This is a genomic window from Gordonia sp. NPDC003429 (assembly GCF_053588575.1).
Map to the genome: position 1 here is coordinate 299,517 of NZ_JBSFQF010000002.1, position 19,804 is coordinate 319,320.

The 19,804-nt window shown below is 67.7% G+C and carries 20 protein-coding genes; 12 read left to right on the forward strand and 8 right to left on the reverse strand.

Annotation, left to right across the window (positions count from 1 at the left end; all coding sequences use genetic code 11):
- Window position 1: 1 nt before the first annotated feature.
- Window positions 2-496 (reverse strand): phosphoribosyltransferase, encoded by a 495-nt coding sequence (locus tag ACWDSI_RS05075; RefSeq protein WP_449755848.1) that lies wholly within the window; start codon window positions 494-496, stop codon window positions 2-4.
- Window positions 497-550: 54 nt separating this feature from the next.
- Here ACWDSI_RS05075 and ACWDSI_RS05080 point away from each other — a divergent pair, with 54 nt between their 5' ends.
- A complete protein-coding gene (locus tag ACWDSI_RS05080) occupies window positions 551-868 on the forward strand; it encodes a hypothetical protein (RefSeq protein ID WP_449755849.1) in 318 nt (105 codons plus the stop codon).
- Here ACWDSI_RS05080 and ACWDSI_RS05085 read toward each other — a convergent pair.
- From ACWDSI_RS05085 to mptB, 4 genes are all read right to left on the reverse strand, one after another.
- A complete protein-coding gene (locus ACWDSI_RS05085) occupies window positions 858-1,904 on the reverse strand; it encodes a COX15/CtaA family protein (protein WP_449755850.1) in 1,047 nt (348 codons plus the stop codon). The genes ACWDSI_RS05080 and ACWDSI_RS05085 overlap by 11 nt on opposite strands.
- Window positions 1,901-2,704, reverse strand: a complete 804-nt coding sequence (locus tag ACWDSI_RS05090) for an ABC transporter permease (RefSeq protein ID WP_449755851.1) — start codon at window positions 2,702-2,704, stop codon at window positions 1,901-1,903. The genes ACWDSI_RS05085 and ACWDSI_RS05090 overlap by 4 nt, the downstream gene beginning before the upstream one ends.
- Window positions 2,701-3,636 (reverse strand): ABC transporter ATP-binding protein, encoded by a 936-nt coding sequence (locus tag ACWDSI_RS05095; protein WP_449746512.1) that lies wholly within the window; start codon window positions 3,634-3,636, stop codon window positions 2,701-2,703. The genes ACWDSI_RS05090 and ACWDSI_RS05095 overlap by 4 nt, the downstream gene beginning before the upstream one ends.
- Before the next feature lie 100 nt (window positions 3,637-3,736).
- Window positions 3,737-5,521 (reverse strand): polyprenol phosphomannose-dependent alpha 1,6 mannosyltransferase MptB, encoded by a 1,785-nt coding sequence (gene mptB / locus ACWDSI_RS05100; protein WP_449746389.1) that lies wholly within the window; start codon window positions 5,519-5,521, stop codon window positions 3,737-3,739.
- 141 nt (window positions 5,522-5,662) lie between these two features.
- Between mptB and ACWDSI_RS05105 the strand changes: the two genes are divergently transcribed.
- From ACWDSI_RS05105 to ACWDSI_RS05135, 7 genes are all read left to right on the forward strand, one after another.
- Window positions 5,663-6,373: a helix-turn-helix transcriptional regulator gene (locus ACWDSI_RS05105; protein WP_449755852.1), complete on the forward strand. Its 711-nt coding sequence runs from the start codon at window positions 5,663-5,665 to the stop codon at window positions 6,371-6,373.
- A complete protein-coding gene (gene sufB / locus ACWDSI_RS05110; RefSeq protein WP_449746387.1) occupies window positions 6,370-7,833 on the forward strand; it encodes a Fe-S cluster assembly protein SufB in 1,464 nt (487 codons plus the stop codon). The genes ACWDSI_RS05105 and sufB overlap by 4 nt, the downstream gene beginning before the upstream one ends.
- A complete protein-coding gene (gene sufD / locus ACWDSI_RS05115; RefSeq protein WP_449746386.1) occupies window positions 7,833-9,059 on the forward strand; it encodes a Fe-S cluster assembly protein SufD in 1,227 nt (408 codons plus the stop codon). Before sufB ends, sufD begins: the two co-directional genes overlap by 1 nt.
- A 94-nt stretch (window positions 9,060-9,153) precedes the next feature.
- A complete protein-coding gene (sufC, locus tag ACWDSI_RS05120; protein WP_449746385.1) occupies window positions 9,154-9,927 on the forward strand; it encodes a Fe-S cluster assembly ATPase SufC in 774 nt (257 codons plus the stop codon).
- A 2-nt stretch (window positions 9,928-9,929) separates the two neighbouring features.
- Complete coding sequence (locus ACWDSI_RS05125; RefSeq protein ID WP_449746384.1) at window positions 9,930-11,204, forward strand: cysteine desulfurase; 1,275 nt, start codon at window positions 9,930-9,932, stop codon at window positions 11,202-11,204.
- A gap of 4 nt (window positions 11,205-11,208) precedes the next feature.
- Entirely contained in the window at window positions 11,209-11,709 is a 501-nt protein-coding gene (gene sufU / locus ACWDSI_RS05130; protein ID WP_449746383.1) for a Fe-S cluster assembly sulfur transfer protein SufU, read from the forward strand.
- The gene (locus tag ACWDSI_RS05135; RefSeq protein ID WP_449746382.1) at window positions 11,706-12,077 is read left to right on the forward strand and encodes a metal-sulfur cluster assembly factor; all 372 of its coding nucleotides are present in this window, start codon (window positions 11,706-11,708) and stop codon (window positions 12,075-12,077) included. Before sufU ends, ACWDSI_RS05135 begins: the two co-directional genes overlap by 4 nt.
- Before the next feature lie 27 nt (window positions 12,078-12,104).
- Here the strand turns inward: ACWDSI_RS05135 and ACWDSI_RS05140 are convergent, their stop codons facing one another.
- The gene (locus tag ACWDSI_RS05140) at window positions 12,105-12,992 is read right to left on the reverse strand and encodes an NmrA/HSCARG family protein (protein WP_449755853.1); all 888 of its coding nucleotides are present in this window, start codon (window positions 12,990-12,992) and stop codon (window positions 12,105-12,107) included.
- Between the two features lie 92 nt (window positions 12,993-13,084).
- Between ACWDSI_RS05140 and ACWDSI_RS05145 the strand changes: the two genes are divergently transcribed.
- The 4 genes from ACWDSI_RS05145 (at window position 13,085) to ACWDSI_RS05160 (ending at window position 17,831) form a co-directional block, all read left to right on the forward strand.
- Window positions 13,085-13,429 carry a winged helix-turn-helix transcriptional regulator gene (locus ACWDSI_RS05145; RefSeq protein WP_449755854.1) on the forward strand — a complete coding sequence of 115 codons (345 nt, stop codon included), beginning with the start codon at window positions 13,085-13,087 and terminating at the stop codon, window positions 13,427-13,429.
- Window positions 13,426-13,863, forward strand: coding sequence for a DnaJ family domain-containing protein (locus ACWDSI_RS05150; RefSeq protein ID WP_449755855.1), 438 nt, complete (start codon window positions 13,426-13,428; stop codon window positions 13,861-13,863). The genes ACWDSI_RS05145 and ACWDSI_RS05150 overlap by 4 nt, the downstream gene beginning before the upstream one ends.
- Window positions 13,864-13,932: 69 nt before the next feature.
- Window positions 13,933-15,264: a 3' terminal RNA ribose 2'-O-methyltransferase Hen1 gene (locus ACWDSI_RS05155; protein WP_449755883.1), complete on the forward strand. Its 1,332-nt coding sequence runs from the start codon at window positions 13,933-13,935 to the stop codon at window positions 15,262-15,264.
- On the forward strand, window positions 15,261-17,831 hold the full coding sequence (locus ACWDSI_RS05160) for a polynucleotide kinase-phosphatase (protein WP_449755856.1): 2,571 nt from the start codon (window positions 15,261-15,263) through the stop codon (window positions 17,829-17,831). The genes ACWDSI_RS05155 and ACWDSI_RS05160 overlap by 4 nt, the downstream gene beginning before the upstream one ends.
- 10 nt (window positions 17,832-17,841) lie before the next feature.
- On the opposite strand, the gene ACWDSI_RS05165 is transcribed toward ACWDSI_RS05160, so the two are convergent.
- Together ACWDSI_RS05165 and ACWDSI_RS05170 are read right to left on the reverse strand one after the other, a co-directional pair.
- Window positions 17,842-18,990, reverse strand: coding sequence for a lycopene cyclase family protein (locus ACWDSI_RS05165; protein WP_449755857.1), 1,149 nt, complete (start codon window positions 18,988-18,990; stop codon window positions 17,842-17,844).
- The gene (locus ACWDSI_RS05170) at window positions 18,987-19,790 is read right to left on the reverse strand and encodes an SDR family oxidoreductase (protein ID WP_449755858.1); all 804 of its coding nucleotides are present in this window, start codon (window positions 19,788-19,790) and stop codon (window positions 18,987-18,989) included. Before ACWDSI_RS05170 ends, ACWDSI_RS05165 begins: the two co-directional genes overlap by 4 nt.
- Window positions 19,791-19,804 lie beyond the last annotated feature (14 nt).

Sequence of the window (19,804 nt, forward strand, 5' to 3'; positions counted from 1 at the left end):
TCTACAGGTGATCGACCAACGGCGGATCCACCGACCACGGGAAGTTGATCCACTTGTCGGTGAGCCGCCAGAAGTAGTCGGGGCGGGTGATGGTGTGGGGCTTTTGGTAGATCACCGCGTTGCGGACCTCGGCGACACGACCCTGCTGTTCGCAGAAGTCATCGACGAGTTTGAGTGTCTTGCCCGAATCGGCGACGTCGTCGACCACGAGCACCTTCTGATCGTGCAGTCCGCTGCTCTCGAGCAGTGACGGCAACATCACCGGCTCCGACAACGTCTCACCGACGCCGGTGTAGAACTCGACATTCAGCGAGATGAGCAGCTTGCAGTCCAATGCGTAGGCCAGCGCTCCCGCGGGGATCAGGCCACCGCGGGCGATGCCGAGGATGATGTCGGGCACGAATCGGTCGTCGGCGATCGAACGTGCCAGTTCGCGGCAGGCGATCCCGTTGAGTTCCCAGGTGAGGATTTCGCGTTCCGGCGCGGGGGAGTTCATAGCCGACTACTCTGCCATTTCTCGCCGAGGTGGGGCCGGTATGCTCTGTAGACCATGAGCGTGGTCGAGTCGATCAAGAAGTTCGTCGCCGCCGAAGGTGGGAGCGCCAAGGCGGTGCTACAGCCGATCGGCGCCGCAGGTGTCCGGATCACCCTGGTGGGCGAGTCCAACGGCTATCTCGGCGACCGCGTGGTGGCCGACCTCGACACCGCACGCGCGGTGGTCGACGCCGTGCCGGGTGTGGAGATCGCCGAATGGGATCGTGACCTCACCTCGGAGACCACCGTGTCGCCCGAGCACTACCGCAAGATGGCCGGATGGGTGGCCCATCAGAAGCATTTCCCGAAGGCACGCAACAGCGCTATTCTCTGACGCCCGGCTGGGCCCCGACGTCCTGGTTCCCGGCGTCGAGGCGTTCGTCGGCGTCGTGGCGCGGGGTGAACCACAGCACCAGCCACGTCGCCCCGACCATGAGCAGGGCGCTGCCCAGCATGTGGAGGATCACCAGCACGATCGGCAGATCGGTCAGGTACTGCACCAGTCCGAGCGCCGCCTGCAATACGAGCAGTCCGGCGAAGTGCAACGTCGCCCGGGCCTGCGGTAGACGCATCACGTGGGTGATCACGATCGCGGCGATACTCAAGCCGATCAGCACGAAAACGAAGTCGGCGTGGAGTTGCGTCATCTGGTCGGGTCGCAGCCCGTTGCGAGGGGCGTCGGCGTCACCGGCGTGCGGCCCCGACCCGGTGACCACGGTGCCCACGTAGATGGCCGCCCAGGTGAAGGCGAAGATCAGCCATGCGATGACGCGACCCACCTGCGCGGCGACCCCGTGTGCCTGTGCGCGAGGTGCGGTCGACGTCCGATAGACCAGCACGGTCGCGACGGCCACCAGCGCCATCGACAGCAGGAAGTGCAGGGCCACCACCCACGGGTTGAGGTCGGTGAGCACGGTGATGCCGCCGACGACGCCCTGGAACGGGATACCGAGCGCGAGAAGCACCACCAGCCTGCGGTTGCGGTGGTCGCCGCCCCGATAGCGCCATACCGCCACCCAGGTGGCGATCGCGATCGCCACCAACACCCAGGTGAGCAGGCGGTTGCCGAATTCGATGGCCCCGTGGATACCGAGGGCGGGGTGCGGGGTCAGCGAGTCACCGGTGCACTGCGGCCAGGTGGGGCAGCCCAGACCCGACTGAGTGAGGCGGACGGCACCACCGGTCACGATGATGCCCACATTGGCGATCAGCGATGCGATCGCCCAGCCGTGGACGAAACGGGCGGTGGGCCGCCCGAATCCCGGTATCCGGGAGAACACCGACGACCCGTTCGCCGCGGCGGGTGTGCTGCCGGCGGATCCGGGGTCGGCGCCGGACGCCGCCGGGGGAGTTGTGTGTGATGTCGTCATTCGAACCGGAACCACCTCACCGCCAGAGTGGCGCCTACCAGCGCCCACACCAGCAAGACCACAATGCCGAAAAAGTCGATGCCGCCTTCTGCCGCGCGTTCGAGCGCCTCGGTGAGGGCGCCCGACGGCACGCAACGCGCGATCCACCAGACCGCTGTGGGTACCCGCGACTCCATCACCACGAGGCTGCCGATGCCCACCATCGCGAACCACAGCAGGTTGGCCAGCGCAAGCACCACCTCCGCCTTGAGGGTGCCGCCGAGCAGCAGGCCGAGCGCGCAGAACGTGGCGGTGCCCACTGCGATGACGAACGCACCGATGAGCAGGCCGACCGGTTCGGGGCGCCATCCGAACGCGGCCCCGATGGCGCCGAGCAGGATCGACTGGAAGATCACCACGATCACCACGGCCAACGACTTGCCCGCGATGATCCCCCAACGCGGAATGGGCGTGGCGCCCAAGCGTTTCAACGCGCCGTAGCGCCGGTCGAACCCCACCGCGATGGCCTGCCCGGTGAACGCTGTCGACATCACGGCGACCGTCAGGATCGCCGGCACCAGGGTTGCCGCGCGTTCGGCGTTGGTCGAACCGAGATCGGTGTCGAGCGGCAGCAGACTCAGGCCGATCAGCAGGGTGACCGGGATGAACATGGTCAGCAGCAACTGTTCGCCGTTGCGCAGCAGCAGGGTGAGTTCGAGCCGGGTCTGTGCGGCGAGCATCGCGGGCAACGACGCCGGGCGCGGGTGCGGCGCGAAGGTTCCCGGCGGGAAGGTGGTGGTCGACGAGCGGGTGCCGGTCATGGTCGCAGCTCCCGTCCGGTGAGGTCGAGGAACACGTCTTCGAGGCTGCGGGTCTCCACCCGCAGGTCGGTGGCCAGCACGTTGATCTTCGCGCACCATGCGGTCACCGCCGCGAGCACCTGGGGGGTCACCTGACCGACCACGAGGTAACCGCCCGGAGTGGATTCGGCGCACACGTAGCCCTCGGGCAGGGCCAGTTCGAGCATGCGCAGGTCGAGTCCGCGCGGCGCGGTGAAACGCAACTCGTTCTCCGCGCCACGGCTGGTCAGTTCGGCCGGTGTGCCGTCGGCGACCACCGTCCCGCGATCGATGATCACGACGTGATCGGCGAGTTCTTCGGCTTCGTCCATCAGGTGGGTGGTCAGCAGTACCGACACCCCGTCCGCACGTAGGCGGTCGATGATCTCCCACACCAGTAGCCGCGCCTGGGCGTCCAGACCGGCGGTGGGTTCGTCGAGAAACACCAGGTCGGGGCGACCCACGATGGCGCACGCGAGCGACAACCGCTGCTGCTGGCCGCCGGACAGACGGCGAAACGGGGTGCGCGCGGCCGCCGTGAGTCCGAGAGTGTCGAGCAACCACGCCGGGTCGATCGGATCGGCAGAATAGGAGGCGCACAACCGCAACATCTCCTCGGCACGGGCGCCCGGGTAGGCGCCTCCGCCCTGCAACATGACACCGATGCGTGCGCGCAGCGCGTCGTTGTCATGCCACGGGTCGAGCCCGAGTACTTCCACTGTGCCGTCGTCGGCGCGCTGGAATCCCTCGCAGATCTCCACGGTGGTGGTCTTGCCCGCGCCGTTGGGGCCGAGTAGCGCCAACACGGTTCCCGACGCCAGGTCGAGGTCGAGGCCGTCGACGGCGGTGTGATGGCCGAATCGTTTCACCAGCCCGCGAACGCGCAGCGCGACCCCGGGACCACGACCGGTCATCGGATCGTCGGCGGGAGTCGGTGAAACAGTGCTGCGCACATGGCAAGACTAGGCCCACGGTGGTCCGGGAGAGAAAACGATCGCGGGTACATGACGTGCATCACTCGCTGCCCGGTTCGGGATGTCCGGCGCGTTGTCGACGTCCCGGGAACGGTAGGTCCTCGAAGAACAGTGCGGTGAGAACGGCCACCATGATCACGCCGGCCAGCAGCCCCTGGGCCAGTACCACGCCGCTGGTGTTGGAACTCGTGGGCATCACGACGATCGAGATGATCGCCGATATCGCGATGGTGGACAGCCGGAACCACGGGCCGGTGGCCCACGCGGCCAGCGGGATCACCGCCCACAGCAGGTACCAGGCCTGCACGAACGGGAAGAACAGCACCACCGTGGCCATCGAGACGCCCAGCGCGCCGAGCGGATGCAGCCGTCCGGCCAGGGTGGCCAGCATCCATCGCACGATGATCAGCGCGGCGATGAGCTGACCGAGCGGTCGCGCGACGTCGAGAACGGCCTGCGTCTGATCGCCGAGCCCCAGCCACACCCCCACCCGGCCGGTCACCACGGAGAGCAGCGTGGGCATCGACATCCACGACCGCACCACCTCGCCGGTGGAGAGCGTCTTGGTCCACCCGAAGCCGAGTCCGGTCGCCGTGGCGATCGACACGGTCACCACGACGAGGATCGCGCCGAGCAGCCCGGCCGACGCGGCGAGCGCACGGATTGTCTGACGCGAGCGGGACCACCACGTCCGCGGCGGAGCGTTGCGCAGCGCCGGCAGCGTGGCTCCCCACCGCCGGGCGAGCGCGATCCCGACGAATCCGAGTGCCAGCATGGAGGTGACCTTGACCATCGAGGAGGTGGCCAGAATCGCAGCACCGGCGACGAGGAACCATCCGCTGCGGCTCGGCCACAGCGTGCCGGGTATCCGGAGACGTTCGAAGCCGTAGATCGCGCGGAAGCAGAATTCGAGACCCACCAGCATCAGGCCGAGCATGAGCGCCTCGTTGTGGATACCGCCGACCAGATGCAGGATCAGCAGCGGATTCATCGCGCCCAGCCATAGGGCCGCAACACCTGACACGCCGCACCGCCGCGCCAGCCGCGGCAGGGCCCACACGATCAAGGCGATACCGATGAGCGCCACGATGCGGTGCAAGAAGATCGCGGCAGTGATGTTGTCGCCGGTCAACGCCGTGATGCCCTTGCCGATCCACAGGAAGAACGGACCGTAGGGCGCGGGAGTGTCGCGCCAGAGGTTCGGTACCGAGCGGGTCAGCACGTCGTCCACACCGAGCCCCCGCAGCGGGCTCACCACATACGGGTCCATCCCGCGATGGGCGATGGCGCTCTGCGCCAGATACGAATAGATGTCCTTGCTCAGCAGCGGCGGGGCGATCACGATCGGGGCGATCCACAAGAGCAGCGTGCCGTCGGCCTGGCGGCGCGTCATCCGTCGTTCCGGGCTGCGCCGTTGGAGCACCTCGACGCCGAACCTGCCCACCGCGAACCGGCCGATCATCAGCCACGCGACCACCAGCATCAGCGTCCCGCCGATCGACAGCGTGAGCGCAGTGCTCCACATCCGTGACGGCAGCGACAGCAGGCGCATTCCGGCGACGGGGTTCTGCAGCACAGGGATCTGTCCCGTGCCGAGCGAACCGATCAGCAGTAGCACCGATCCGGTCGCCCCGAACAGCCGGATTCGCTTGAGCCGCCGGTTCTCGGCCGCATTGAGTGGGCCCACCTCACGTTCGTCGTCGTGCAGCAGCGCCACCGACTTGCCGTAGTCGCCGGTCGCGTCGCTGCCGGCGTCGCGACGATCGGGCGATTTGCGCAGTCCGACGTAGTCCAGCGCACGCTGGACGACTGTTGGTTCTGGCACACGACGACTCTAACCGCCGTTGTCACACCCTCTCGCGACCGCTCGGCGTGCGCGGCTCGCGCCACCGTGATCAGTGGTGCCCTTAGGCAACCCTTGCTGGCAGCGGGGAAGTAATTACGTCACACTGGCGTTGTGAAAACCATGCGGAACGAAGACGTGTTGTCCCAGGACGCCGTCCACCACGATGGGCAGACGCGTGCTGCTGTGGTGTCCGTGCTGGTGGAAGACGGTCCGCTCACCGCGGGTGAGATCGCCGATCGCCTCGGCATCAGCCCGGCGGGTGTGCGCCGTCACCTCGATGCGCTGCTCGAGGCCGGTGACGTGGAGGTCGCGTCACCCGGCTTCGGCGCCGCCGACCGGGGTCGCGGACGTCCGGCCAAGTGGTTTCAGCTCACCGCGACCGGGCGCGGCAAACTCCGCCACGCCTACGACGACCTCGCGGGCGCCGCGATGCGCAAGCTGCTCGACATCGCCGGTGAGGACGCCATCGACGAGTTCGCCCGGGACCGCATCGACGGCATCGTCAAGGGGGTGCGCCCCGTCGCCGAATCCGGGTCGGTGGCGACCACGGTCGGCGAGATCGCCGACGCGTTGACCAGTGCCGGTTACGCCGCGAACACCCGGCAGGTCGGCTCGGGCATGCAGATCTGCCAGCACCACTGCCCGGTCGCACACGTGGCGGCCGAGTTCCCCCAACTGTGCGAGGCCGAGACGGCCGCGTTCACCCAGCTGCTGGGCACCCACGTCCAGCGGCTGGCGACGATCGCCAACGGCGATTGCGCCTGCACGACCCACGTTCCCACCGTTCCGGCTGCCCATCCGGAGAAGACGACTCGAAAGGTCTCGCGATGACTGTCACCGACCCCGCGGTCACCAACGGTGCACCGACCACCACGCCCGGCCCGCTGACCCAAGAAGAGACAATCGCCTCCCTGGGGCATTACGGGTACGGCTGGGCCGATTCCGACATCGCCGGTGCCAGCGCACAGCGCGGGCTCTCCACGGCGGTGGTCGCCGACATCTCCGCCAAGAAGAGCGAGCCGGAGTGGATGCTGGAGAACCGGCTCAAGGCGCTGCGCATCTTCGACCGCAAGCCGATGCCGCACTGGGGTGCCGACCTGTCGGGCATCGACTTCGACAACATCAAGTACTTCGTGCGTTCCACCGAGAAGCAGGCCACCACCTGGGATGAGCTGCCCGAGGACATCAAGAACACCTACGACAAGCTCGGCATCCCCGAGGCCGAGAAGCAGCGTCTGGTGGCCGGCGTCGCCGCCCAGTACGAGTCTGAGGTGGTCTACCACCAGATCCGTGAGGATCTCGAAGCCCAGGGCGTGATCTTCCTCGACACCGACACCGGCCTCAAGGAGCATCCCGAGCTGTTTCAGCAGTACTTCGGTTCGGTGATCCCCGCCGGCGACAACAAGTTCTCCGCGCTCAACACCGCGGTGTGGTCGGGCGGATCGTTCATCTATGTCCCGCCGGGTGTGCACGTCGACATCCCGCTGCAGGCCTATTTCCGCATCAACACCGAGAACATGGGCCAGTTCGAGCGCACCCTCATCATCGTCGACGAGGGCGCCTACGTGCACTACGTCGAGGGTTGCACCGCACCGATCTACAAGACCGATTCGCTGCACTCGGCGGTGGTGGAGATCATCGTCAAGAAGGGCGGCAGGTGCCGCTACACCACCATCCAGAACTGGTCGAACAACGTCTACAACCTGGTCACCAAGCGCGCCAAGGCCGAGGCGGGCGCCACCATGGAGTGGATCGACGGCAACATCGGTTCCAAGGTCACCATGAAGTATCCGGCGGTGTGGCTGACCGGTGAGCACGCCAAGGGCGAGGTGCTCTCGGTCGCGTTCGCCGGCGAGGGACAGCATCAGGACACCGGTTCCAAGATGGTGCATCTCGCGCCCAACACGTCGAGCAACATCGTGTCCAAGTCGGTGGCCCGCGGTGGGGGCCGCGCCTCCTACCGCGGCCTCATCAAGGTCAACAACGGCGCACACGGCAGCCGGTCGACGGTGAAATGCGATGCGCTGCTGGTCGACACGATCTCGCGCAGCGACACCTACCCGTACGTCGACATCCGCGAGGACGACGTGACCATGGGTCACGAGGCGACGGTGTCCAAGGTTTCCGACGACCAGCTCTTCTACCTGATGAGCCGTGGACTCACCGAAGACGAGGCAATGGCGATGGTGGTCCGCGGGTTCGTGGAACCAATCGCCAAGGAACTGCCGATGGAGTACGCCCTCGAACTCAACCGGCTCATCGAACTGCAGATGGAAGGATCGGTCGGCTGATGTCGGACCCCACACTGCCTGTGCGCGGCGACGCCGCCCCCGTCGCCGGCGGCGATATCGCCCAGGTCAACAAGGGTGAACTGTTCAGCTCGTTCGACGTCGACGCGTTCGAGATCCCGAGCCCGCGTGAAGAGGCGTGGCGCTTCACCCCGTTCCGCCGGTTGCGCGGGCTGCACGACGGCACCGCATCGGCCACCGCAGCCGCCACCGTCACGGTCGACGGCGTCACCGACGGGGTCCGGGTGGACACCGTGGGCCGCGACGATGCGCGTCTCGGCGAGGCGGGAGTGCCCTTCGACCGGGTGGCCGCGCAGGCCTACACCTCGTTCGAGCAGGCCACCGTGGTGACCGTGGCGCGCGAGGTGGAACTCGCCGAACCGGTCACCATCACGGTGACCGGCCCGGGCGTCGACCAGGTGGCCTACGGGCACCTGCAGATCCGGCTCGAACCGTTCGCCCGGGCCGTGGTGGTGCTCGATCAGAAGGGCAGCGGAACCTACGCCGAGAACGTGGAATTCGTTGTCGGCGACCAGGCCTCGCTGACCGTGGTCAACGTGCACGACTGGGCCGACGACGCCGTCCACGTGGCAGCGCATCATGTCGGCGTCGGCCGCGACGCCGTGGTGCGGCACTTCGCGATCAGCCTCGGCGGCGATCTGGTGCGGATCTCGCCCCGCGTGCAGTATCGGGCTCCGGGTGGCGACGTCGAACTCTGGGGACTGTATTTCGCCGACGCCGGGCAGCACCTCGAACAGCGCCTGCTCGTCGATCACAGTCAGCCGCATTGCCGCTCCAACGTGGTCTACAAGGGCGCGCTGCAGGGAGATACCCGGTCGAGCGAAGCGAGGGGAAGTCGGCCCGACCGCGCCCGCGAGGCCCACACCGTGTGGATCGGCGACGTGCTGATCCGCCCGGAGGCCGAGGGCACCGACACCTTCGAACTCAACCGCAACCTGGTGCTCACCGACGGCGCCCGCGCCGACTCGGTGCCCAACCTGGAGATCGAGACCGGCGAGATCGTCGGTGCCGGACATGCCAGCGCCACCGGCCGCTTCGATGACGAGCATCTCTTCTATCTGCAGTCGCGCGGCATCCCCGAGGACACGGCGCGCCGCCTGGTGATCCGTGGCTTCTTCGGCGAGGTGATCGCGAAGATCTCGGTTCCCGAACTGCGCGAACGCCTTTCCGCCGCCGTCGAGCACGAGCTCGAGATCTCCGGCGCCTGACCCCATCCGCTGATCGAGACCCCATCCGCTGATCGAGACCCCATCCGCTGATCGAGCTTGTCGAGATCACCCCCAGCCCCGAAGGACCCACGCCATGAGCACCCTCGAAATCCGCGACCTGCACGTCGACGTCGCGCAGTCCGACACCGACGCCGAGCCCATCCACATCCTCAAAGGTGTTGACCTCACCGTGAAGTCGGGGGAGACCCACGCCCTGATGGGGCCCAACGGCTCCGGCAAATCGACTCTCTCGTACGCCATCGCCGGCCACCCCAAGTACCAGGTCACCAGCGGCTCGATCACCCTCGACGGGGAAGACGTCCTGGAGATGAGCGTCGACGAGCGGGCGCGTGCGGGCCTGTTCCTGGCGATGCAATATCCGGTGGAGGTGCCGGGTGTCTCGATGTCGAACTTCTTGCGCACCGCGGCGACGGCCGTGCGTGGGGAGGCACCCAAACTGCGCCACTGGGTCAAGGAGACCAAGGAGGCGATGACCGCGTTGGACATCGACCCGTCGTTCTCCGAGCGAAGCGTCAACGAAGGCTTCTCCGGCGGCGAGAAGAAGCGGCACGAGATCCTGCAGCTCGCCCTGCTCAAGCCGAAGTTCGCGATCCTCGACGAGACCGACTCGGGCCTCGACGTGGACGCGCTGCGCGTGGTGAGCGAGGGCGTGAACCACTACAAGGCGCAGGAGAACGGCGGGATTCTGCTGATCACCCACTACACCCGCATCCTCCGCTACATCAAGCCCGACTTCGTGCACGTCTTCGTCAACGGCCGCGTCGTCGAGTCCGGCGGGCCCGAACTGGCCGACGAACTCGAGGAGAACGGTTACGTGCGCTTCACGTCGGCGGCCGCGGCGAGCTGAGCATGTCCACCGAGACTCTCGCACCGACACTCGACGTCGAGCGGATTCGCGCCGACTTCCCGATCCTGTCGCGCACCGTCCGCGACGGAAAGCCGTTGGTGTACCTGGACTCCGGAGCGACGTCGCAGCGCCCGGTGCAGGTGCTCGACGCCGAACGTGAGTTCCTGGTGACCCACAACGCGGCGGTGCACCGCGGTGCGCATCAGTTGGCCGAGGAGGCGACCGACGCCTACGAGGGTGCACGCGAAGCCATCGCGCGGTTCGTCGGCGCGCGTGCGAGCGAGATCGTGTTCACCAAGAACGCCACCGAGTCGCTCAACCTCGTCACCTACACGCTCGGTGACGACCGCAGCGCGGCGCTGTTCGGCGGGCGACCGCTCGGCGCAGGTGACACCGTGGTGATCACCGAGCTCGAGCACCACGCCAATCTGGTTCCGTGGCAGGAGCTCTGCCGGCGCACCGGGGCCACCCTGCGCTGGTACGGGGTGACCGACGACGGCCGAATCGATCTGGATTCGCTCGAACTCGACGAGACCGTCAAGGTGGTCGCCTTCACCCATCAGTCCAACGTGACCGGCGCAGTGGCCGACGTGGACGAACTGGTTCGCCGCGCACGCACCGTGGGTGCACTGGTCGTGCTCGACGCCTGCCAGTCGGTACCCCACATGCCGGTCGATTTCCCCGCACTCGGCGTCGACTTCGCCGCCTTCTCCGGACACAAGATGTTCGGTCCCTCGGGTGTCGGCGTCCTCTACGGACGCAGCGATCTGCTCGATGCGTTGCCGCCGTTCATCACCGGCGGATCGATGATTGAGACCGTCACCATGGAGGTCTCCACCTACGCGCCGCCGCCGCAACGTTTCGAGGCCGGCGTGCCGATGACCTCGCAGGTCGTGGGGCTCGGCGCAGCCGTCGACTACCTGACCGACATCGGTATGGACGCCGTTGCGGCACACGAGCACCAGCTGGTGGAGCACACGCTGCAACGACTGGCAGACATCGAGGGGCTGCGGATCATCGGTCCGGTCTCTCCCGAGAACCGTGGGGGTGCAGTGTCGTTCGTGGTGGACGGCATCCATGCCCACGACCTCGGTCAGATCCTCGACGACGAGGGTGTGGCGATCCGGGTGGGCCACCATTGCGCGTGGCCGTTGCACCGCCGCTTCGGCATCGCCGCCACCGCACGTGCCTCGTTCGCTGCGTACAACACGACGGCCGAGGTCGACGCGCTCGCGGACGCGATCGTGAAGGCGCAGAACTTCTTCGGGACGCGGTGACGCGATGCGCATGGAACAGATGTACCAGGACGTGATCCTGGACCACTACAAACACCCGCACGGGCGGGGGCTGCGCGAACCGTTCGGCGCCGAGGTGCATCACGTCAATCCCACCTGCGGTGACGAGGTGACGATGCGGGTGGCGCTGTCGGATGACGGCAACACCGTCACCGACATCTCCTACGACGGGCAGGGCTGCTCGATCTCGCAGGCGTCGACGTCGATACTCCACGACCAGCTCGACGGGGCCGGTGTGGACGACGCGCTGGCCGTCGTCGCCTCGTTCACCGCGATGATCACCTCCCGTGGGGCCGACGAAGGCGACGAGGAACTGATCGGCGACGGCATCGCGTTGGCGGGTGTGAGCAAGTATCCGGCGCGGGTGAAGTGCGCCCTGCTGGGATGGCTGGCTTTCAAGGACGCGTTGGCCCGATCGGTGGAGGCCAGCGAGAACGAACGAGGCGAGAGCGCACGAGCCGAGAACACACGAGCGGAGACAGCATGACCGACGAGACAACCGAAACCACCGTGACCACCCAGACCACCGTGACCACCTCCCTGCCCAGCCTCGACGACGTCGAAGAGGCGATGCGGGACGTCGTCGACCCGGAACTCGGCATCAACGTGGTCGATCTGGGCCTGGTCTACGGAATCGAGGTCGACGACGACGCCGTCGCCAAGATCGACATGACGCTCACCTCGGCCGCCTGCCCACTGACCGACGTGATCGAAGACCAGTCACGTGCCGCCCTGGTGGGCAGCGGACTGTGCACCGAGATCGAGATCAACTGGGTGTGGCTGCCGCCGTGGGGTCCCGACAAGATCACCGACGACGGCCGGGAACAGCTACGGGCGCTCGGGTTCACCGTCTGATCATCCGTCGGGCGTGACAGGTGCCACTCATTCCGAGTCGTTCACATCCAGCCACGGGCTGAAATCGAGCAGGAACGGGAACTGTCGACGTAGCGACGTCAGGTCAACGGTGGACAGTCGCCCTTCGTCGACGGCCTTTTCCAGGCGTGCGACGAGTACGTCACCCGCGGGTTCGATGCGTCGGTAGGTGATGGGGCGGCCGAGAAATGCGCTCACACACGCCGCGGTTTCGTCTCCGGTCAGTTCGTCACCCGCGATGTCCAGCGTGTGGCCCCGGTACCGGTCGGGTGCACCGAAAATCTCGGCGACAACCAAGCCGATGTCGCGGACAGCAATGAACTGCATCTTCTGGTCGGCAGCCATGAGGAAGTCGATGTGGTCGTCGGTCCCTGTGCGCGCAGGCACGGGGATCATCTCCATGAAAGTTGCCGGCCTGATCACGGTCCTGGCCAGATCCATTGTTGCGATGTGGTTTTCGATTCGACGTTTGGATTCGAAATGCCCGATCCCGGAGTCATCGTCACCGAGGGCCATTGCCGAGCTGTACACGAGGTGCTCGACGTCGGCGGCGTGCGCGAGGTCGGCGACGAGAATGCCCGCGGCGACCTCGTCGTCATCGGACATCGACGAACCCGGCACGCCGGAACTCGGCTGAACGCTGAACACACCGTGAGCACCGGTGAGCGCCGCACCGATCGATGCGGCATCGGCGAAGTCGCCCGATACCGTCTCGATTCCGCCAGATCTCAGCGCGCGGGCGGCGGGTGCAGACTCGTCGCGGACCACCGCCCTTACCCGCCACCCCGCGGCCCGGAGGGTGCGGGCCACCGATCCGCCCTGCTGACCGGTGGCCCCGAAAACCGTGATGACCTCGCGGCTGTGTCTACGGTGAAGATCCGTGTCCCCTGCGTTCATTCTCGTCACCTGTCTGGAGTGGTGGTGGTCCGATGTCGACGGTAGTGTTGCGATTCCTACCGATTGGTAGGACAGAGCGAAGGACGTATCGGATGTCGCCCGCAGAGCCTGCCGCCGCCGACTGCTTCGTGCGACTCGGTGTCGAATTGATTGCGCACCGATGGGACGCTGTCGTGCTGACTGCACTGAGGTCGGGACCTGCGCGCCGCGTTGAACTCATCTCGTCGATCGGTGGCATCAGCGACAAATCTCTGCATCAGTCGCTGGTGCGACTCCGCGACCGACGACTCGTCGGGCGCAACGTCGACACTGCGGACTATGAGTTGACCGAGTTGGGTGCCTCGCTGGCGACCGGCCCGCTGCTCGACCTGGCGCGATGGGCGGAACAGCACCGAGTGGCCATCCAGCCCGAAGGCGGTGACACGGCATCGACATGAACCCCGACGGCCGCTTCCGGCGCGTGCGCCGGTGGCGACCCGCGCGCGAAGAGAACCGGGTGGAGAAGATGATCCGGGAGGCCACCGAGCGCGGCGAGTTCGACAACCTGCCGGGAATGGGCAAGCCGCTCAACCTGTCCGGACTCGACGACCCCGACTGGTGGGCCAAGCAGAAGATCCGCGACGAGGACCTCGACTCGACCGCACTGCTCCCACCCACCTTGCAGTTGCGCAAGGAGCGCGACACCTTCCCCGAATCGCTCGCCCGCATTGCCGACGAGGCCGCAGTACGCACCATCCTCGACGACTTCAACCGGCGTGTGAAAGAGGATCGACTGCGCCCCACGATGGGTCCGGCGTCGCACATCGTGGCGCGGACCGTCGATGTCGACGAGATGATCCTGCGGTGGCGCGAATTGCGGGGCGGGCACTGAACACCTCGCCCGGAAACCCCGGTGAGGTCCCGAAATCCACTTGCCGTCACGGCTACGTTGGACCCTGTGATGCTGACACTCGCGGTCCACGGCGACGCCGACACCCCGGCAACGGATTTGGGATTCCTACTGCGCAAACATCCACAGCGCGTACAACAGTTCCCCACCTCGCAGGGCACCGCAACCGTCCTCTTCCCGGTGGCCGACGACCAGACGTGCCGCCTGCTCTTCCATGTCGATGGCGCACAGGCCCGACTCGACCGTGACGACAACCGTCACGTGAACACGGTCGCGTACGCCGCGTCGTCGCGGCTGTGTGTCGCCCTCGGCAAGGTGTTCGGCGACGCCCTGGCCGGGCGCTGCAGCGAACGGCCGGAACTGGTCAACCACGAGTGGCCGGTGGAGGTCGTGGTGCCGTCGGTGCCGTTGTCGGCGTCGATCGAGCCGGCAGACCTGTTCGAGCCGCTCGGATGGCACATCGAGTGCGAGTCGCAACCGTTGACGCCGGCACAATGGGGTGACTCCGAGTTCGTCACCCTGCGGCTCACCGGCCGTCATTCCGTGGTCGACACCCTTCGTCACCTCGCGGTGCTGCTTCCCGTGATGGCCGGCGGAAAGCACTACTTCGTCGATGAGGCGGAGGTCGACAAGCTCGAAAACTTTGCCGCCCAATGGTTGCCCAACCACCCGAAACGAGACGTGATCGTCGGCGGCTACACCAAACACGTTCGAGCCCTGGGTGATCTCGCGCGCGAACGCCTCGGCATGCGCGATGAAGGCACCGACGAGGAGGGACGGGGCGCACCGCGCCCGTCGCTGGCCAGTGCCCGCCGTGACGCTGTGGCCGGGCTGCTGCGCGAGAGCGGCGCACGCACCGTGCTCGACGTCGGCTGCGGTGAGGGCCGGCTGCTCGCCGACCTGGCCGGCGAGACCGGCTACACCCGACTGGCCGGCACCGACGTGTCGGCCGGCGCGCTCGACGCGGCAGAAACCCGCATCTCTCGGTGGCGGCACGTGGAGGTGTGGCAATCGTCGCTGGCCTACGCCGATGACCGGTGTCGCGGCTTCGACGCCGTCGTGCTGATGGAGGTCATCGAGCACATCGACCTCGACCGCCTGCCCGGTGCAGTGGCAGCAGTCTTCGCCGAGATGGCGCCGCCGACGGTCGTCGTCACCACACCCAACCGTGACTACAACCGGCACTACGGGCTGGATGATCAGCGCCTCCGTCACGCCGATCACCGATTCGAGTTCACCCGCGCCGAGTTCACCGAGTGGTGCGATCGCGTGTGCTCCGACCACCGATACATCGCCGAACTCGGCGGCATCGGGCCGACTCACCCGGACGACGGACCGTCGACCCAGTATGCGCTGTTCACACGAGAGGAGGTCACCTCATGAGCGTCATCGAGATACCGGAACTGTGCCTGGTGGTCCTCGTCGGTGTGACCGGGTCGGGAAAGACCACCTTCGCCCGCCGGCACTTCGCCGACACCGAGATCTTGTCGTCGGATGCGTTGCGCGGCATGGTGGCCGACGATCCGACAGACCAGTCGGCCACGGTGGACGCCTTCGCCATCCTCGCCGACATCGCGGGCCGCCGACTGACACGCGGACTGCTGACCGTGGTGGATGCCACGTCGTTGCGTCCCGAGGATCGGGCGACGCTACTGGCGATCGCGAAAGACCACGACGTGTTCTCGGTGGCCGTGGTGCTCGACGTACCGGCGGACGAGTTGCGGCGACGTGCGCACGACCGCACCGACATCGACACCTCAGTGGTGGAGAGACAACACCGCTTGCTGCGGAAGCACTCGGCATCGTTGCGCAAGGAGGGTTTTCGCTTCGTCCACGTCCTCGAAGGGGTCGACGCCATCGACGCCACCGAGGTGACACGCACCCGCCTGTTCAACGACCGGCGAGACGAACACGGTCCGTTCGACATCATCGGCGACGTGCACGGCTGCGCCGGCGAGTTGCACGACCTGCTGCTCGCGCTCGGCTGGACACTGCGGGTCTCACCCGCCGGTGACGTGCTCGGCGTGCACGACCACCCCGACGGCAGACGCGTCGTGTTCGTCGGCGACCTCGTCGACCGCGGACCGGACACGCCGGCGGTGCTGGCGCTGGTCATGTCGATGGTGGCCGCCGGGCAGGCGCTGTGCGTACGCGGCAATCACGAGGAGAAACTGCTGAAGGTACTGCGCCGGCGCGCCGGAACCGGACGTGCCGGCGGCGCTGTCACGCTCACCAACGGCCTCGCGGAGTCCCTCACTCAACTCGACGACACGTCGGATGCCTTCCGCGCCGACGTCGTCACCTTTCTCGACGGACTCGTGTCGCACTACGTGTTCGACGACGGACACCTCGTGGTCTCCCACGCGGGACTGGCGCAGCGCTATCACGGCCGGACCTCGGGCCGGGTGCGCAATCTGGCGATGTACGGGGAGACGACGGGGGAGAAGGACCGCTGGGGTCACCCGATCCGCGTCGACTGGGCCCGCGACTACCGCGGCGAGGCGTGCGGGGTCTACGGACACACACCGACCCCGGCGGCCGCGTGGGTGAACAACACCCTGTGCGTGGACACCGGATGCGTCTTCGGTGGCGCACTGACCGCCCTGCGGTATCCGGAAATGACCACCGTGTCGGTACCCGCGCGCACCACCCACTGGGCACCCGAAGAGGCGATGGGATACGGCGACACCCCCGCCGATGCACTGCTGCGCAGTCGGCTGCGCCTCGACGACGTGACCGGAAAACGCACCGTGCGAACAGGATACGGACCGCCGATCACCATCCGCGCCGAGAACGCGGCCGCCGCACTGGAGGTGATGTCGCGATTCGCCCTCGACCCGCGCTGGCTGCGGTATCTGCCGCCGACCATGAGTCCGGCGTCATCGGACCGCGACGACCTGTTGGAGAGCCCGTGTGCGGCGTTCGGCCACTACGCCGAGGCCGGAATCGGTGAGGTGATGTGCGAGGAGAAGCACATGGGATCGCGCGCGGTGGTGGTGATCGCGCGCGACCAGGAGCAGGCCCGCGCCGGATTCGACGTCGACGGTGCGGTGGGTGCCATCTACACCCGCACCGGCCGCTCGTTCTTCGACTCGGCGACCACGGCCATCGTGCTCGACCGTGCGCGCGCCGCCGCAAAGCCGATGATGGATCGCCTCGGCTGCGGCTGGCTCATCCTCGATGCCGAGTTGTTGCCGTGGAACATCAAGGGGGAGGCTCTGATCCGCGACGAGTTCGCCGCCGTTTCCGCCGCGGCAATCCCGGAACTCGACGTCCTCGACGTCGAGCTGGGCATAGCGGCATCCCGCGGATTGGACGTGACGGCCTTGCGCGCCGGCACGTCTGGTCGCCGCGCCGACATCGATGCGTTCACCGCGTCGTACATGCGGTATGTCGAACCGGCGGCGACCCCATCGGATGTGCGGCTCGCGGTGTTCGAGGTGATCGCCGCGGGCGGCGCGGACTCGCCCGCCACGACATTCGAGAATCGTTCCCACGCCTGGCATCTGGAGATGTCCGACGCACTGGTGGCGGCCGATCCGACGCTGTTCGCCTCCACCCGGCGCCTCCTCGTCGACACCGGCTCGGAGCAGTCGTGCGCGCGGGGCCACCAGTGGTGGACCACCCTCACCGCCGACGGTGCCGAGGGCATGGTGGTCAAGCCCGCAGCCAATCTGACCCGCGACCGCCGGGGCCGGATGGTGTTGCCGGGCCTCAAGGTGCGCGGCGCCGAGTATCTGCGGATCATCTACGGCCCGGGGTACCGGCACGACCTGGCGCGGTTGCGATCGCGCGATCTGCGACACAAGCGGTCGATGGCGATGCGCGAGTACCAGCTGGGCCGCGAGGCCGTGGCCCGCCACGCCGCCGGTGCGCCGCTGTGGAAGGTGCACGAGTTCGTGTTCGCCGTCCTCGCACTGGAATCCGAGCCCGTCGATGTGCGGCTGTGACCGGCCCTGTTCACCTGTCGGTGAAGATGTCACCCGCCCATGCCGGGCGGGCCATGGCACCGCGGACGATCTGCATGCGTGACCGCATGCCGACCTTCGCGATGACGCGCGACATCGCCTCCATGGTGCCGGTGAGATCGTCTCGATCACTGAGGTAACTGCGTTGCGCGGCGACGGGCATTTCGAAGAACACGTCGAAGAACTCGAGTGTCTGCGCCGTGGTCAACCGCAGCAGCGCCGACAGTCCACGGATGCGCAGATTGTGCACGGCCCGTGCGTTCGACGGCCACAGCGCGTCGGCCGGGTCGTGACCGTCGGCGACCGCGGCGGCCACGGTGTCGGCGCAGCGCAGGGCCGCGGCGACGCTGTAGCCGGTCGTCGGGTGTTTGAGGCCACCTGCGGCACCGTAGGTGAAGACCGGGTCGCGCCAGGGTTGGGCGGATGCCCCGATCAGCGGGAACGACACCGTCTCGCTGCGGGTGGCGCTCCATTTCCGGTCACCGAGGCGATGCTGCAGGCGCCGCTCGAGTTCGGCGGGCGCCAGCGGGGGATGCCCGGCCAGGCAGGTCTCCTCCAGCAGGGTGGCGCCGCCGCCGAGTGGCACCGCGTAGAGGAACGACGGCAGATCGTCCGGCGACGCTCCGAGATCCTGCGGCAGGGACCACTGCATCAGCAGCGCCGGTGCCCCGTCGAGGAGGCGGTCGGCGGCCGCGGCGCCCACCACGATGCCGAACGCCGTCTGCGCGGGGGCGTCGTGGGGCAGTGCGCCGCGGCAGTCGATCACCTGGTCGGCGCGCACCACCGTGCCGTCCTCGCATTCCACCCGATCGGGGTGCACCGCGCGTGCGCGGGTCTCGATCAGGTGGGCGCCGGGTAGGTCGAGGGCGGCGCGCAGCGCGGTGTTGTCGAGCACGCTGTAGCCGCGGGCGACGTGATGGTCGGTGCGGCCGCGTACTCGCACCGATTCGGTTCGGGCCGCGATCGCATTGTCGCCCAACCACTCCGGCAGTTCGTCGGTCCACGCCGCGAAGGTCGCGTGCCACTGCCGGTCGGGATGCGGGTCGATCAGGGTCACGTCGACGCCGTGGTGCTCGAGTCGGTGGGCCAGGGCACGCCCGGCCGGCCCGGCGCCGACCACCGCCGCGCTGCGACCGGTCACATCGAGCCGGTGGCGAGCAGTCCGCCGTCCACGCGCAGCGTTTCGCCGGTGATCCACGACGCCTGATCGGACACCAGGAACGCCGCGGCGCGGGCAATGTCCTCGGGCTCGCCGAGGCGACCGAGCGGGTAGCCGCGCACTGCCTTGGCCTCGTTATCGCCGGCGATGAGGGCGTCGGAGAACTTGGTGCGCACGATCGCGGGGGCAAGCGCGTTGACGCGGATTCCCGCGGGCCCCAGTTCCCACGCCAGTTCGGCGGTGAGACGGATGAGCGCGGCCTTGGAGGCGCCGTAGGCGCCGATCACGCCGGTGGATCGCAGGCCCGCCACCGAGGCGATGTTGAGTACCGCACCGCCGGTCGTGGCCATGCCGGCACGGTGGGCCTGCTGCACGAAGCCGAGCGCGGCCACCACGTTGGTGTCGAAGATCTTTCGGACCGCGTCGAGGTCGGCGTCGACGAGCGGACCGAAGGTCGGGTTGATGCCGGTGTTGTTCACCAGGATGTGAATGCCGCCACCCTGGCTCACCACGGCGGCCACCGCGGCGGCGCGATGGGCGGGATCACTGGTGTTGCCCGGGCATGCCGACACGGTGGCGCCGGCGACCTCCGCGCCGATCTGCTCGACCGCCGCGTCGAGGGCCTCGGGTTTGCGGCCGGTGATCACCACGGCGGCGCCGCGGCGGGCGAGTTCGGTGGCGATGGCCAGGCCGATGCCACGGCTGGCGCCGGTCACCAGCGCCGAACGTCCGGTGAGGTCGGCGACGGGAATCGGGTGCGGTGTCGATGTGGATTCGGTCACCCCGCCACGGTATC

Excerpts from the sequence above, each read along its gene's own strand:
- sufB (WP_449746387.1), top strand. The coding sequence starts at position 6,370 with ATGACTGTCACCGACCCCGCGGTCACCAACGGTGCACCGACCACCACG.
- ACWDSI_RS05080 (WP_449755849.1), top strand. The coding sequence starts at position 551 with ATGAGCGTGGTCGAGTCGATCAAGAAGTTCGTCGCCGCCGAAGGTGGG.
- ACWDSI_RS05160 (WP_449755856.1), top strand. The coding sequence starts at position 15,261 with ATGAGCGTCATCGAGATACCGGAACTGTGCCTGGTGGTCCTCGTCGGT.
- ACWDSI_RS05105 (WP_449755852.1), top strand. The coding sequence starts at position 5,663 with ATGCGGAACGAAGACGTGTTGTCCCAGGACGCCGTCCACCACGATGGG.
- ACWDSI_RS05140 (WP_449755853.1), bottom strand. The coding sequence starts at position 12,992 with ATGAACGCAGGGGACACGGATCTTCACCGTAGACACAGCCGCGAGGTC.
- ACWDSI_RS05150 (WP_449755855.1), top strand. The coding sequence starts at position 13,426 with ATGAACCCCGACGGCCGCTTCCGGCGCGTGCGCCGGTGGCGACCCGCG.
- ACWDSI_RS05085 (WP_449755850.1), bottom strand. The coding sequence starts at position 1,904 with ATGACGACATCACACACAACTCCCCCGGCGGCGTCCGGCGCCGACCCC.
- ACWDSI_RS05125 (WP_449746384.1), top strand. The coding sequence starts at position 9,930 with ATGTCCACCGAGACTCTCGCACCGACACTCGACGTCGAGCGGATTCGC.
- ACWDSI_RS05090 (WP_449755851.1), bottom strand. The coding sequence starts at position 2,704 with ATGACCGGCACCCGCTCGTCGACCACCACCTTCCCGCCGGGAACCTTC.
- ACWDSI_RS05145 (WP_449755854.1), top strand. The coding sequence starts at position 13,085 with ATGTCGCCCGCAGAGCCTGCCGCCGCCGACTGCTTCGTGCGACTCGGT.
- sufD (WP_449746386.1), top strand. The coding sequence starts at position 7,833 with ATGTCGGACCCCACACTGCCTGTGCGCGGCGACGCCGCCCCCGTCGCC.
- ACWDSI_RS05095 (WP_449746512.1), bottom strand. The coding sequence starts at position 3,636 with ATGACCGGTCGTGGTCCCGGGGTCGCGCTGCGCGTTCGCGGGCTGGTG.
- ACWDSI_RS05135 (WP_449746382.1), top strand. The coding sequence starts at position 11,706 with ATGACCGACGAGACAACCGAAACCACCGTGACCACCCAGACCACCGTG.
- sufU (WP_449746383.1), top strand. The coding sequence starts at position 11,209 with ATGCGCATGGAACAGATGTACCAGGACGTGATCCTGGACCACTACAAA.
- ACWDSI_RS05075 (WP_449755848.1), bottom strand. The coding sequence starts at position 496 with ATGAACTCCCCCGCGCCGGAACGCGAAATCCTCACCTGGGAACTCAAC.
- sufC (WP_449746385.1), top strand. The coding sequence starts at position 9,154 with ATGAGCACCCTCGAAATCCGCGACCTGCACGTCGACGTCGCGCAGTCC.
- ACWDSI_RS05155 (WP_449755883.1), top strand. The coding sequence starts at position 13,933 with ATGCTGACACTCGCGGTCCACGGCGACGCCGACACCCCGGCAACGGAT.